Genomic DNA, 12496 nt, shown 5'->3' with positions numbered 1-12496 from the left:
ATCAAAACCCCCGGTTTTGTGCGATTTTGCGTCTGCTCGCCCCATCAGATCGGCAGCCTGACATCGGAGACGAAGGCATCACGCAGCCAAGACACGAAGTCGTTCCACACCCCGGTGACCAGCGCGGTGCCGACCGCGATCAAGAGCACACCGCCGAACACCTGGATCGCCCGGGTATGCCGGCGCAACCAGCCCAATCCCGCCATCGCACTGGCCGAGCCGAACGCCAGCAACACGAACGGAATGCCCAGCCCCAGGCAGTACGCGATCACCAGCGCGATCCCGCGGGCCACGTTCGCGCCGTCGGTGGCCGAGGCCACCGTGATCACCCCGGTCAGCGTCGGCCCCAGGCACGGAGTCCAGCCCAGCGCGAACACCGCACCCAACAGCGGGGCCCCGGCGACCGAGGTCCATTGCCGGGGACTGAACCGGGCCTGGCGCTGCAGCGCCGGGACGAGCCCGACGAACACCAGTCCCATGACGATGGTCAGCACACCGCCGACTCGCTGCAGCAGCAGCTGGTTGGTGATCAGCGTGGTCGTCATGCCGAGCACGACCACGGTGCCCAGCACGAACACCGCGGTGAACCCGGCGACGAACAGCGCCGCCGATCCGGCGATCCGCCAGCGCGCGGCGGGCGGCGCCTTCAGGGTCCCGGCGCCGTTTCCGGCCGGCTCGCCCTCCTCGACGCCCACCACCGCCGCCAGATAGGACAGGTAACCGGGCACCAGCGGCACCACACACGGCGACGCGAACGACACCAGCCCGGCCAGCAGACACACCCCGAGCGCCACCACCAGTGGCCCGGCGGAGGCGATGTGGGCGAAACCGGTCACTGCGACCCCGAACTCGCTTTGGCCGGGGACTCCGCGGCGACCCGCTGAACCACCGGTTGCAGGTCCTCGGCGAGCAGTTCACGCAGGAACACCGCGGCCACCCGGTGTTGCCGGTCCAGCACCAGCGTCGACGGAATGACGGTGGTCGGATACTTGCCGCCGAAGGCGATCAGGGTGCGCATCGGCGGGTCGTAGATCGACGGAAACGTCACGTGCCGGTCGTTGACGAAGTCCTGGGCCGCTTCGCGGCTGTTGTCCCGGACGTCGATCCCGAGGAACGAGACGCCGGAATCGCGGGTCGCGTCATACACCCGCTGCAACTGCCCGATCTCGGCCCGGCACGGGCCGCACCACTGGCCCCACACATTGATGACGACGACCTGACTGGCGAAGTCGTTCAGCGACAGGGTCCGCGCCGGGTCGGTCAGACTCGGCCCCGACAGCGGGCCGGGGCGACCTCGGCTGTCCGGCGGGTCGTAGAAGATGTCGGTCTTGCCCCCCGGGGAGACGAACTCGAAGGTGCCGCCCTGCGCAACAGCGTCGCGCCCGGAGCAGCCCGTCAACAGCCCCGTCACCACCGCCGCGGCGAGCACCCAGCGCCGAACCGTCATCCGGCCGCCGGTTCTGCATATTCGACCGTGACCAACCGATCGTCCTCGTAGACCAGCGAGGTCACCGACGCCAACCCACACTCTCGCCGCCGCGGGTCGTGCCAGAGCCGGCGGCCCGTCACGTGCATGCGCAGCGTCCACACCGGCAGCTGGTGACTGACGCACACCACCTCGTGGCCGGCGGCACGCGCCCGGGCCTTGTCTGCCGCCGCCGCCATCCGGGCGGCGATCTCGCTGTACGGCTCGCCCCAGGACGGGGTGAACGGATTACGCAGCTGCCACCACACCCGCGGGTCGCGCCAGGCGCCGTCACCCGGACCCACCTTGCGGCCTTCGAAGAAGTTGGCCGACTCGATCAGGTCGGGATCGGTGTCCACCGGCAGGTTGTGCCGGGCGGCGATGGGGGCGGCGGTCTCCTGTGCCCGCTGCAACGGCGATGCGACCACCGCCACGATGTCGCGGTCCGCGAGAAAGTCAGCGACGGCGGCGGCCTGCGCGGCGCCGTTCTCCGACAGGCGGAAACCGGGCAGCCGGCCGTAGAGGACGCCGCCGGGGTTGTGCACCTCGCCGTGCCGAATCACGTGCACCCGGGTTTGTTCGGCCATCAGGGTCGTTCCTCCTGTGCCGCGGCGGCCGCGGCGGGTAGCGCGTCAGCGATCCGTTCGAAGGCGCTGTCGTCGAGAGCGGCCGAGACGAACCACGCCTCGAACGCGCTGCACGGCGGGTAGACGCCGGCGTCGAGCAGGGCATGAAAGAACGGCGCGTAACGCCAGGTCTGGCTGGCCCGCGCGGACGCGAAGTCGGTCACCGGTGTGTCGGTGAAGAACACGCTGAACATGTTGCCGGCGCGCGGAATCTGATGCGCCACACCGGCCTTCGTCAAAGCGTCGGTCAACAGCGCAGTCAGCCGGTCGGCGTTGGCGTCCAGCGCGCCGTACACGGAGTCGTCCGCGGCCCGCAGGGTGGCCAGCCCGGCCGCCATCGCCACCGGGTTACCCGACAGCGTGCCGGCCTGATAAACCGGTCCGAGCGGGGCCAGTCGCTCCATCACCTCGACCCGGCCGCCGAACGCCGCGGCGGGCAGGCCGCCGCTCATCACCTTGCCGAAGGTGAACAGGTCCGCGTCGACGGGATCGATTCCGTACCAACCACTTCGGCTCACCCGGAACCCGGTCATCACCTCGTCGGAGATCAGCAGCGCACCGTGTTCGGCGGTGATCGACCGCAGTCCCGCGTTGTAACCCGGCGCCGGCGGGACGACACCCATGTTGCCGGGGCTGGCCTCGGTGATCACCGCCGCGATCTGTTCACCGAACCGGGCGAACGTCTCCCGGACAGCGTCGATGTCGTTGTAGGGCAGCACAATCGTGTCGGCCGCAGCCGCGCCGGTGACGCCGGGCGAGGACGGCAGCCCCAGGGTGGCCACCCCCGAGCCCGCGTCCGCGAGCAGCGCGTCCGCGTGCCCGTGATAGCACCCGGAGAACTTGACGATCTTGGACCGGCCGGTGAACCCGCGCGCCAGCCGGATCGCGCTCATGGTGGCTTCGGTGCCGGAGTTCACCAGCCGGATCCGCTCGACGGGTGCGACCCGCCCGATGATTTCGGTGGCCAGTTCGGTCTCGGCGGGCGTCGGGGCTCCGAACGACAGTCCGTGGGCCGCCGCCCTGCTGACGGCGTCGACGACGGCCGGGTGTGCATGACCCAGGATCATCGGGCCCCAGGAGCAGACCAGGTCGACGTAGGTGTTGCCGTCGGCGTCGGTGAGCCGGCAGCCATGGGCCTCGGTGATGAACCGCGGAGTGCCGCCCACCGCGGTGAACGCCCGCACCGGCGAGTTCACCCCACCGGGTATCACCTCGCAGGCATCGGAGAACAGCTGCGCCGAGGCGCGCACCTGCGCGGTTGCCTGGTCGATCCCCATGCCGACCAGTGTCCCAGCCGTGCCGACAGGTTCAACTACAGGGTGTAAGAGTTACGTCATGCAACTCCCCCAATGGCTGGCGCGGTTCAACCGCTATGTCACCAATCCCATCCAGCGTGTGTGGGCAGGCTGGATCCCGTTGCACGGCATCCTCGCGCACGTCGGGCGCCGCTCCGGCAAGCCGTACCGCACTCCGCTGGTCGTGTTCACCGCTGTTGACGACGGACGGCCGGGGGTGGTGATCATGCTGACCTACGGGCCCGACCGGGACTGGCTGAAGAACCTCAAAGCGGCCGGTGGTGGCCGTCTGCAGCGTTACGGCAGGACCTTCGGCGTCACCGACCCGCGGGTGATGACCAAGAAGGAAGCGGTGCCCTACGTCACCCGGGGGTTGCGTCCGCTGTTCGCCAACCTGCCGTTCGAACAAGCAGTGCTGCTGCGGAAAAGCGAGTGACGCAACTCACCGAGATCCGGGAGCGGGCGGTCGCGTTGCAGGGCGCTGCCGGCAAAACGCCGGCAAATTCCCGGGTCAATTTCGCCGGCCACACCGTCTCGCTGGTGGCGCTGGTCGGCGTCCGAAACGGCAGGCGCGTGACCGGTGTCGCCTTCGATTCGATCGGCAGGTTCGCCCAGAGCGGGATTCTGCGGGACCGAATGATTCCCCGGGTGCTTGCCGCGGATCCGGACACGCTGCTGGACGACTCGGGACGGCTCGATCCGGCGGCCTTGCTGGCCTGCGCGTTGCGCGACGAGAAACCGGGCGGACACGGCGACCGGGCCGCCGCGGCCGCCGCGCTGGAACTGGCGTGCTGGGATCTGAACGCCAAACTCGACGACGAACCCGCCTACGAGACGATCGCACGCCGGTTCGGGCGTGAGCCCCTGGGTTCGGTTCCGGTGTACGCCGCCGGCGGGTACTACTACCCGGGCGCCGGCCTGGACACATTGCGCGATGAGATGAAGTCCTACCTCGACCTGGGCTACGGCGCGGTCAAGATGAAGATCGGCGGGGCGCCGATGCCGGAGGATCTGGCCCGGGTGGAGGCCGTCATCGACGTGGTCGGCGAGGGCGGCCGCGTCGCGGTGGACGCCAACGGCAGGTTCGACCGATCGGCGGCTGTCGAGTGGGCCCGGGCGCTGGCCGGGCATCGGCTGCGCTGGTACGAGGAACCGGGCGACCCGCTGGATTTCGAATTGAACCACGCGGTGGCGGACTGCTACGACGGCGCGATCGCCACCGGGGAGAACCTGTTCTCGGTGCCCGACGTCGTCAACCTGGTCCGGTACGGCGGCATGCGGCCAGACCGCGACATCTTCCAGATGGACGCCGGACTGAGCTACGGACTGGTTGAATACGCTCGCATGCTCGAGGTGCTCGAATCACATGGCTTCGACCGCCGCTTCGCCTTCCCGCACGGCGGGCATCTGATCAACCTGCACATCGCGGCCGGACTGGGCTTGGGTGGCTGCGAGTCCTACCCCGGCGTCTTTCAGCCGTTCGGGGGGTATTCCGACGGCTGCGCACTGTCCGATGGCAGGATCGCGCCGACGGACGCACCGGGCTTCGGGCTGGAGCGCAAGAGCGGCCTGGCCGAGGCGATCGTCGACCTGACGGCTTAGGAGTGTAGCGATGAAGATTGCCGTAATCGGTTGTGGCGCGATGGGTTCCATTTATGCCGCGCGGCTGGCCGGTGCGGGCAACGAGGTGCTGGTGGTCGACCGGTACCAGCCCGGCATCGACCAGATTGCGCGGCACGGGCTGCGGGTCAGCGGGCCGGGCTACGACCAGACGGTGCAGCTTCGGGCCGACACCGTCGCACCGGCCGAGACCATGGATCTGATCGTGCTGGCCGTCAAGGCCGCTGACGTGAGCGCCGCTGCGCAGCAAGCACTTCCGATGCTGGGCGAGGGCACCTCGGTGCTGACTATCCAGAACGGCCTGGGCTCCGCGGAGACTGTTGCCGGCATCGTCGGCGACGAGCGGCTCGCCGTCGGCATCGCGAGCGGGTTCGGCGCTGCCCGCCTGGCGCCCGGACATGTCCACCACAACGCCATGCGCGCCATGCGTTTCGGCGCCTATTCGGAGCTGGACCGGTCGACGGTCGAGTCGATCGCGCAAGTGTGGGCCGATGCCGGCTTCGACGCCGCGGCGGTGCCCGACATCGCCGCCATGCAGTGGGAGAAACTGATCTGCAACGTCGCCTACAGCGCGCCGTGCGCGCTGACCGGGATGACGGTCGGCCAGGTGATGGACGACCCGGACATGGGCCCGGTCAGCCGGGCCGCGGCCAAGGAAGCGTGGCGGGTGGCCTTCGCCTCCGACATCAACATCGATGTCCCCGATCCGGTCGAACACGTGCGCGCCTTCGGCGCCGGAATGCCGGACGCCAAACCATCGGCGCTACTGGATCACGAAGCCCGACGCGTCAGCGAGATCGACGTCATCAACGGCGCCGTACCGCGCCAGGGCGCTCGCGTGGGCGTGGACGCCCCGGTGAACGCCACGCTCACCGCGTTGGTCAAGGCTATCGAAAACCGTTGGGAAACAACGTCTTGACCTACAGAATCGGCCGCCCCCCGGTGACTGCGACCCGCGCGCCGGAGATGTAACTGGCGTCGTCGGAGGCCAGCAGCACGTACACCGGAGCCAGTTCGGCCGGCTGCCCGGCTCGGCCCAGCGGTACGTTGTCGCCGAACGACTTCACCTTCTCGGCGGGCATGGTCGCGGGAATCAGCGGCGTCCAGATCGGGCCGGGCGCCACACTGTTGACCCGGATACCTTTGGGCCCCAACATCTGGGCGAGGCTGGCGGACAGGTTGGCGATGGCCGCCTTAGTTGCCGCATAGGGTGCCAGAGTCGGATTCGGCGAGTCGGAGTTGACTGACGAACTCCCGATGATCGAGGAGCCGGAACCCATATGCGGCAGAGCGGCTTTGGCCAGGTAGAAGTAAGCCCCCACGTTGAGCCGGAAGGTGTGGTCCCACTCCTCGTCGGAGATCTCTTCGAGGGTCTCGTGTGTCATCTGATAGGCGGCGTTGTTCACCAGCACGTCGATGCGACCGAACTCCGAGACGGCCCGGTCCACGACAGCGCGACAATGCTGCGGGTCGGACAGATCGCCGGACACCAGCACGCATTTACGTCCCGCGTCCTCGACGTAGCGGGCGGTGTCCCGCGCGTCTTCGTCCTCGCTCAGATACGCCAGCAACACGTCCGCGCCCTCGCGGGCGAACGCGATCGCGACGGCGCGACCGATCCCGCTGTCTCCTCCGGTGATGATCGCTCTCTTGCCGGTCAGCTTCCCGGAACCGGAGTAGCTGTTCTCGCCGCAGTCGGGTACGGGATCCATCTGCCCTTGAACGCCCGGCACCGGTTGTTGTTGTTCGGCAAATCCCACGAAAGGTTCCTCTCTCGAACGCACTACAGGCGTGGCTGGGTAGCCGGTCCCGGCAGCGATAAACCCACCGACGTCGTCCGTTTGACCCGGAGGCTCGCGGGTATCCGCAGTCCGCGCGTTCTTCAACCAACAGGAACGGGTTTCCGCGCCTCGTCGACGCCTTCCTCGAAGCATGGTCCGTCGAACCGGTGCATAGCTCGACAACCATGGAGGAACGTCATTGCTGCGTGTCGCCTCGGTACCGGCATCCCACGTCTACGTCCGCCATCTGGCCGATCCGGACGGCGATTGCGTTGTGCGCCTGGATGATCCGATCCCGGCCGACGGCCGCATCGTGCCGGGGGGCTGGTGGCCGCCGCTGATGCTGGAGCCGGGTTGGGTCTCCGCCCACCACACCGAATTCGAGGTTTTCCACCTTCATTTCGGTTTCGACGCGATCGGGCCCGAGGCGTTGAGCGACGTGGTCCAGGAACTGAAGATGCATGACAAGCCGCTCGTCTACACCGTGCACGACCTGCGCAATCCACATCACCCCGAGCCGGAGGACCACGCAGGCCAACAGGAGGTCCTGGTCGCCGCGGCCGTTGAGCTGATCACCTTGACCCCCGGTGCCGCGCAGGCGATCTGGCGGCGCTGGCAACGACACACTCACGTGTTGCCACATCCCCATGTCCTCGGCAGGGACCTCATCGAACGCCCGCGCGAGGACGAACACTTCGTGGTCGGTGTGCACGCGAAGAGCCTGCGCGCCAACATGGATCCGTTGCCCGTAGTAGAGGCGCTCACCGAGATCTCGGCCTCGCTGCCCGGCGCGGTGCTGCAGATTGACTTCCACGACGAGATCTTCGATCCCGCAAACCACTGGTTCGCACCCGAGACTGCCGTGGCGTTGCTGGAATACGAGCGCTACCAGCACGTCGACGTCAGGGCCCATCCGTACTTCTCAGATGACCAACTCTGGGACTACCTGGCGTCGCTCACCGTGTCGGTGCTGCCCTATCGCTTCGGCACCCACTCCGGTTGGCTCGAAGCCTGTTTCGACCTGGGCACCGCGGTGGTGGCGCCGGGCTGCGGCTACTACGGGCAGCAACGTCCCTGCGAGAGCTTCGGCTTCGACGAAGACGGATTCGACGAGGAGTCGCTGGCCACCGCGCTGCGTCGGGCCTACGAGCGTTGGGCGGCAGGGGATCCCGCTCCGCGGGCGCGATGGGAACACCGACTCGATGAGCGACGGGCGATAGCCGCGGCGCATCGGCAGATCTACCACAAGGCGCTGGCATGACCGGTGAACTGCGGGTGGCACTCATCGCCTCGAACCGGTATCCCATCCGCGAACCCTTCGCGGGCGGCTTGGAAGCGCACGTGTGGCACCTCGCCCGCGCACTAGCCTCCCAGGGACATCGAGTCTCGCTCTTCGCCGCCGCGGGCTCCACACCCGGACCGCGATGTCAGCCGCTGGTGGTCCGGTACCTCAACCTGTCGGAATCGGCCCGGCGCGACGTGTCCATGCCCGCAGCGGATTTCATGGCTGACCACCACGCGTATCTGTCGCTGATGCTCTGGCTTGGCGGGCCGGGAGCTGATCAGTTCGACGTCATCCACAATCACAGCCTGCATTACCTTCCAGTGGCGATGGCTCCGATGCTGTCGACGCCGATGCTCACGACGGTGCACACGCCGCCGACGCCGTGGCTGGAGTCGGCCGTCGATGCCTCCGGCGGCGCAGGCACCCGATTCAGCGCCGTCTCGGAGCACACCGCTGCCGCGTGGCGGCAGGTGGCGGGCGGAATCACGGTGGTGCGCAACGGGGTGGACACCACGGCGTGGCCGCCGGGTCCGGGCGGAAATGCCCTGGTGTGGTTCGGCCGGATGACTCCGGAAAAGGCGCCACACCTGGCGATCGCGGCGGCCCGGCGAGCCGGCAGAGCACTGATTCTCGCCGGGCCCATCTCCGATGAGCGTTACTTCGCCGAGCACGTGTCACCGGAGTTGGACGACGCCATCCGCTATGCGGGACATCTCGATCAGACCCAGCTGGCCCGACTGGTGGGGGCGTCCGGTGTTGCGCTGGTCACCCCGACATGGGACGAGCCTTACGGTCTGGTTGTCGCCGAGGCGATGTCGTGCGGCACACCTGTGGTCGCCTTCGCCCGAGGCGGCATCCCTGAGCTCGTCGACGACGCCGCAGGACGGCTGGTGCCTGCCGGCGATGTCGCCGGCATGGCCGACGCTATCCCCGCCGCGACCCGGCTGCCGCGAGACGCGGTGCGCGAAAACGCGATACGGCGCTGCTCGGCGGCGGCGATGCTCACCGCCTATTCCGGCTTGTACCGGCAAATGGCCGACGATGTGACGGACAGGACAGATGATCGGTTACTACATTCACCACCACGGCTTCGGGCACCTGGCCCGCGCCGCCACCGTCTGCGCACGGATGCACCGGCCCGTAACGGCGTTGACTTCACTGGACATCCCTGACCCCCATCCATTTTCGGCAGTGGTCACACTGCCGCGTGACGATCAGGGACCACGCGCTGCCGAGCCGACCGCGCACGGCGCGCTGCATTGGGCGCCGCACCACGACCCGGGCCTGAGCGCCCGGATGAGCCGGATCGCGGACTGGGTCCGCGATGCCGAACCGGAAGCTTTCGTCGTCGATGTCTCAGTGGAAGTCGCTCTGTTCGTTCGGCTGCTCGGCATACCGGTGATAGTTGTCGCGTTGCCCGGAAGGCGGATCGACGCGCCACATCTCCTGGTGCACCGCACCGCCGACCATATTGTGGCGGCATGGCCGAAGGCGTTGTGCGTACCCACGTGGCTCCGGCGATACGATCACAAGACCAGCTACGTCGGGGGCATCAGCCGCTTCGAGGGCAGGCACCGTACCGACCGTCACACCGGCGGCGCCAACCAGGTACTCGTGCTGAGCGGCTCCGACGGTGCGTTCGGCGCCGAGATCACGCCTGAGATCAGCCTCTGTGCCACAGACGATTCCGGGCCCAACTGGATGACACTGGGGGGTGCCGGTTCGTGGCAGGCAGATCCCTGGGCTCAGATCTGCGGTGCGGACGTCGTCGTCACGCACGCGGGACAAGGCTGCATCGCCGATGTGGCTGCGGCGCAACGGCCCGCGATCGTGATCCCGCAGCCTCGCCCGTTCGGTGAGCAGACAGCGACCGGGTTGATGCTCCGGCAGCATCGGCTGGCCATCGTCGCGCAGGACTGGCCGGATCAGCGCGCCTGGCCGGCTTTGTTGGCCCACGCCGACGCTTTCGATCCACAGCGTTGGCAACGATGGGCCGTGGACGGGGCTGCCCGGCGCGCCGCCGAAGCGATCGAAGCGACCGCGCGGCTGTGCCGGGGAGGCGCATCGTGAAGACAGCAGTGATCACCACCGTGCACGGGCGACACACCCACTTGGTCCGCCAACTCCGGGGCCTGACCGAAGGCACCCAGATGCCCGACGTGCACATCGTGGTCGCGCTCGGTGACCCGGCCGTGGCCGACGCGGTAGCTGGTCACCAATCGACGGTGCTGCACCATCCGGCGTCACAGCCGCTACCGGTCGCGCAGGGACGAAACCTGGGGGCGGCTGCCGCCCTGCGAAAGTCGGCCGAGCTGTTGGTCTTTCTAGACGTCGACTGCATCCCGGGCACCGACCTGATCGAGCGCTACCACACTGTGGCGGGTCAGGCTGCACACCGCGATGCGCTGTTGTGCGGTCCGGTCACCTACCTCCCGCCGCCCGGTCCGGACGGCTACGTTCTGTCCGAATTGCCGATCAATCCGCATCCCGCCCGGCCCGCGCCGGCGCCCGGGACGGTCATCGGTACCGCGGACTATGCCCTGTTCTGGTCGTTGTCTTTCGCCGTCCGCGCCGAAACGTGGCGCCGGATCGGCGGATTCTGCGAGGAATACCGCGGTTACGGCGGCGAGGACACCGACTTCGCGCAATGCGCTGCGGCAGTTGAGGTTCCGATGCGCTGGGTCGGTGGCGCCGACGCGTTTCACCAGTACCACCCGGTGGCCGACCCGCCGGTCGGACATCTGGAGGACATCGTGCGCAACGCCGGGATCTTTCACCGGCGCTGGGGTTGGTGGCCGATGGAGGGTTGGCTGACGTCTTTCGAGACCGCGGGACTCATCTACCGCGAGGCCGGCGGGCGTCCCGTCCGGACGGAGATCACTTAGACCGGGTCAGGTCCGTGGTGGCCGGCCCCTCCAGCAGCGTCCCGTCCGGCGCGAACCGCGACGCATGCAGCGGGCACTCCCATGCCTTGTCCGCGTCGTTCCAGTTGACGATGCCGCCCAGGTGGGTGCACACCGGCGACACCACGTGCTCGACTCCGTCGACCACGCACCGCGCCTGCAGGTCCCACGGCGGCCCACTTACCACTCCGCCCTCGTCGGGCTTCGGGTCACGCCGCCCAATTCGCGTTGCGGGCGTGACCCAACCGCGTGCCAGGTTGAAGCCGACCTCCATGTTGGCAGTCAGAGCGGTTGTCACGCCGGACAATTCGTGCGGACTCCAGCTGGCGAAAGCCCCGGCCCAATCCATCCGGCCGCCCAGGATGCGACTGGACAGCGCCAGCGCCGCGGCCGGGCCGTTGGTCATTCCCCACTTGTTGAAACCCGTTGCCACGAAGATCTTTTCGTTGTTCGGCAGGATCGGTCCCACATACGGCAACTGATCGATCGGTGTGTAGTCCTGCGCCGACCAGTAGTGTGTCCGCTCCGCACCGGGAAAGTGCTCGCGTGTCCACTCGTCAAGCTCGGCGAGCGCTTTCGAGGGACTTTTCTTGCGACCCACCGGATGTCCCGCGCCGCCGACGATCAGAAGTTCCCCGTCGTCGGTGGGGACATAGCGCACGGATCGGGTCGGCGAGTCGGTGGAGATCATCATCGCCCGGGTGATCGGACCCGGCACCCGGTAAGCCATGCAGTAGGAGCGACTCGGTTTCAGCCTGGCGAAATAGCCGCCGCGGTCCAGAATCGGGATGCCCGTCGCCAGCACCAGTTGCCGTGCGGAGACCTCGGAGTCGGCCTCGGTGCCGTCCGCCGCCTGTTCTCCCCCACCGGTGTTGACGTGCAACCGCAGGCCGTCTCCGTCGCCGGCCACCTTGCGGACCCGCGCGCCCTCGACGAGCCGGCCGCCGCGATCGAGTAATTCGACCACCAGGCTGTCCAGGAAGGGGACCGGATCGAACTGCGCCTGATCGGGCAGCCGCACCCCGCCATGGAACGAGAACGGCACGTCGGCGCGGTTATCCCACGTCACGGGCAGTCCGACGGCGCTGCACGCCAACCATTCCGCCCGCGCCGACGGCACCCCCCTGGCCGATTGCGCGTAGGTGTAGGCGTCTTCGCGCTGTACGTCGATGCCGTGCGTGTCGCAGTGGTGCAGCACCCACTCCATCCCCTCGCGGTTGCCCTCGACGTACGCCCGGGCCGTGCTTCTGCCGTGTCGCGCAAGGATTTTGCTCAGGTGGGTGCTCTGCAACAGGCTCAGTTTCGCGGTCGTGTTCCCGCTGGCTCCGGCGCCCACCGTTCGGGCCTCCAGAACTAGTACGTCCTTGCCCGCGCGCGCGAGCAGCACCGCGGTGATCAAGCCGGTGATTCCCGCCCCGACCACCACCACATCGGCAGACCCGTCGACGCTCCCGGAGGTTCTGCCGGCCCACGGCGTTGTGCCGCGGTCGTCCAACCACAGTGACACCATGGCATACGACA

13 protein-coding genes are annotated in these 12496 nt (G+C 68.2%); 7 read left to right on the top strand and 6 right to left on the bottom strand.

Annotation, left to right across the window (positions count from 1 at the left end):
- Positions 1-44 precede the first annotated feature (44 nt).
- From C0J29_RS04740 to hemL, 4 genes are read right to left on the bottom strand one after another with little or no spacing between them, the layout of a single operon-like run.
- A complete protein-coding gene (locus tag C0J29_RS04740) occupies positions 45-836 on the bottom strand; it encodes a cytochrome c biogenesis CcdA family protein (protein ID WP_065044588.1) in 792 nt (263 codons plus the stop codon).
- Positions 833-1447 carry a TlpA disulfide reductase family protein gene (locus C0J29_RS04735; protein ID WP_120791668.1) on the bottom strand — a complete coding sequence of 205 codons (615 nt, stop codon included), beginning with the start codon at positions 1445-1447 and terminating at the stop codon, positions 833-835. Before C0J29_RS04735 ends, C0J29_RS04740 begins: the two co-directional genes overlap by 4 nt.
- Positions 1444-2052 (bottom strand): histidine phosphatase family protein, encoded by a 609-nt coding sequence (locus C0J29_RS04730; protein ID WP_065044586.1) that lies wholly within the window; start codon positions 2050-2052, stop codon positions 1444-1446. Before C0J29_RS04730 ends, C0J29_RS04735 begins: the two co-directional genes overlap by 4 nt.
- Positions 2052-3368 carry a glutamate-1-semialdehyde 2,1-aminomutase gene (hemL, locus tag C0J29_RS04725; protein ID WP_120791667.1) on the bottom strand — a complete coding sequence of 439 codons (1317 nt, stop codon included), beginning with the start codon at positions 3366-3368 and terminating at the stop codon, positions 2052-2054. The genes C0J29_RS04730 and hemL overlap by 1 nt, the downstream gene beginning before the upstream one ends.
- Positions 3369-3426: 58 nt before the next feature.
- Between hemL and C0J29_RS04720 the strand changes: the two genes are divergently transcribed.
- Genes C0J29_RS04720 through C0J29_RS04710 form a run of 3 tightly spaced genes read left to right on the top strand, consistent with a single transcriptional unit; the run spans position 3427 to position 5925 of the window.
- Positions 3427-3822 (top strand): nitroreductase family deazaflavin-dependent oxidoreductase, encoded by a 396-nt coding sequence (locus C0J29_RS04720; RefSeq protein WP_120791666.1) that lies wholly within the window; start codon positions 3427-3429, stop codon positions 3820-3822.
- On the top strand, positions 3819-4988 hold the full coding sequence (locus C0J29_RS04715) for an enolase C-terminal domain-like protein (protein ID WP_120791665.1): 1170 nt from the start codon (positions 3819-3821) through the stop codon (positions 4986-4988). Before C0J29_RS04720 ends, C0J29_RS04715 begins: the two co-directional genes overlap by 4 nt.
- 10 nt (positions 4989-4998) lie before the next feature.
- Entirely contained in the window at positions 4999-5925 is a 927-nt protein-coding gene (locus C0J29_RS04710) for a ketopantoate reductase family protein (protein ID WP_120791664.1), read from the top strand.
- A gap of 1 nt (position 5926) precedes the next feature.
- Here the strand turns inward: C0J29_RS04710 and C0J29_RS04705 are convergent, their stop codons facing one another.
- Positions 5927-6766, bottom strand: coding sequence for a glucose 1-dehydrogenase (locus C0J29_RS04705; protein WP_120791663.1), 840 nt, complete (start codon positions 6764-6766; stop codon positions 5927-5929).
- Positions 6767-6986: 220 nt separating this feature from the next.
- Between C0J29_RS04705 and C0J29_RS04700 the strand changes: the two genes are divergently transcribed.
- The 4 genes from C0J29_RS04700 to C0J29_RS04685 are packed head-to-tail and all read left to right on the top strand — an operon-like array spanning position 6987 to position 10957.
- Entirely contained in the window at positions 6987-8048 is a 1062-nt protein-coding gene (locus tag C0J29_RS04700; protein WP_120791662.1) for a glycosyltransferase family protein, read from the top strand.
- Positions 8045-9244, top strand: coding sequence for a glycosyltransferase (locus C0J29_RS04695; protein WP_120791661.1), 1200 nt, complete (start codon positions 8045-8047; stop codon positions 9242-9244). Before C0J29_RS04700 ends, C0J29_RS04695 begins: the two co-directional genes overlap by 4 nt.
- Positions 9132-10142 (top strand): glycosyltransferase, encoded by a 1011-nt coding sequence (locus tag C0J29_RS04690; RefSeq protein ID WP_120791660.1) that lies wholly within the window; start codon positions 9132-9134, stop codon positions 10140-10142. Before C0J29_RS04695 ends, C0J29_RS04690 begins: the two co-directional genes overlap by 113 nt.
- Positions 10139-10957, top strand: coding sequence for a glycosyltransferase family 2 protein (locus tag C0J29_RS04685; protein ID WP_120791659.1), 819 nt, complete (start codon positions 10139-10141; stop codon positions 10955-10957). The genes C0J29_RS04690 and C0J29_RS04685 overlap by 4 nt, the downstream gene beginning before the upstream one ends.
- Here C0J29_RS04685 and C0J29_RS04680 read toward each other — a convergent pair.
- Entirely contained in the window at positions 10950-12485 is a 1536-nt protein-coding gene (locus C0J29_RS04680; RefSeq protein WP_120794552.1) for an FAD-dependent oxidoreductase, read from the bottom strand. The genes C0J29_RS04685 and C0J29_RS04680 overlap by 8 nt on opposite strands.
- Between the last annotated feature and the right edge of the window lie 11 nt (positions 12486-12496).

It is taken from the genome of Mycobacterium paragordonae, from assembly GCF_003614435.1.
In the GTDB taxonomy this organism is placed as follows: Bacteria; Actinomycetota; Actinomycetes; order Mycobacteriales; family Mycobacteriaceae; genus Mycobacterium; species Mycobacterium paragordonae.
The sequence above is the reverse complement of the archived record's forward strand: the minus strand, read 5'-3'. Positions and strand labels throughout refer to the sequence as shown.

What these genes read in the sequence shown, in the direction of transcription:
- hemL (WP_120791667.1), bottom strand. Translation starts at nt 3,368, where the DNA reads ATGGGGATCGACCAGGCAACCGCGCAGGTGCGCGCCTCGGCGCAGCTG.
- C0J29_RS04695 (WP_120791661.1), top strand. Translation starts at nt 8,045, where the DNA reads ATGACCGGTGAACTGCGGGTGGCACTCATCGCCTCGAACCGGTATCCC.
- C0J29_RS04730 (WP_065044586.1), bottom strand. Translation starts at nt 2,052, where the DNA reads ATGGCCGAACAAACCCGGGTGCACGTGATTCGGCACGGCGAGGTGCAC.
- C0J29_RS04720 (WP_120791666.1), top strand. Translation starts at nt 3,427, where the DNA reads ATGCAACTCCCCCAATGGCTGGCGCGGTTCAACCGCTATGTCACCAAT.
- C0J29_RS04690 (WP_120791660.1), top strand. Translation starts at nt 9,132, where the DNA reads ATGATCGGTTACTACATTCACCACCACGGCTTCGGGCACCTGGCCCGC.
- C0J29_RS04680 (WP_120794552.1), bottom strand. Translation starts at nt 12,485, where the DNA reads ATGGTGTCACTGTGGTTGGACGACCGCGGCACAACGCCGTGGGCCGGC.
- C0J29_RS04710 (WP_120791664.1), top strand. Translation starts at nt 4,999, where the DNA reads ATGAAGATTGCCGTAATCGGTTGTGGCGCGATGGGTTCCATTTATGCC.
- C0J29_RS04735 (WP_120791668.1), bottom strand. Translation starts at nt 1,447, where the DNA reads ATGACGGTTCGGCGCTGGGTGCTCGCCGCGGCGGTGGTGACGGGGCTG.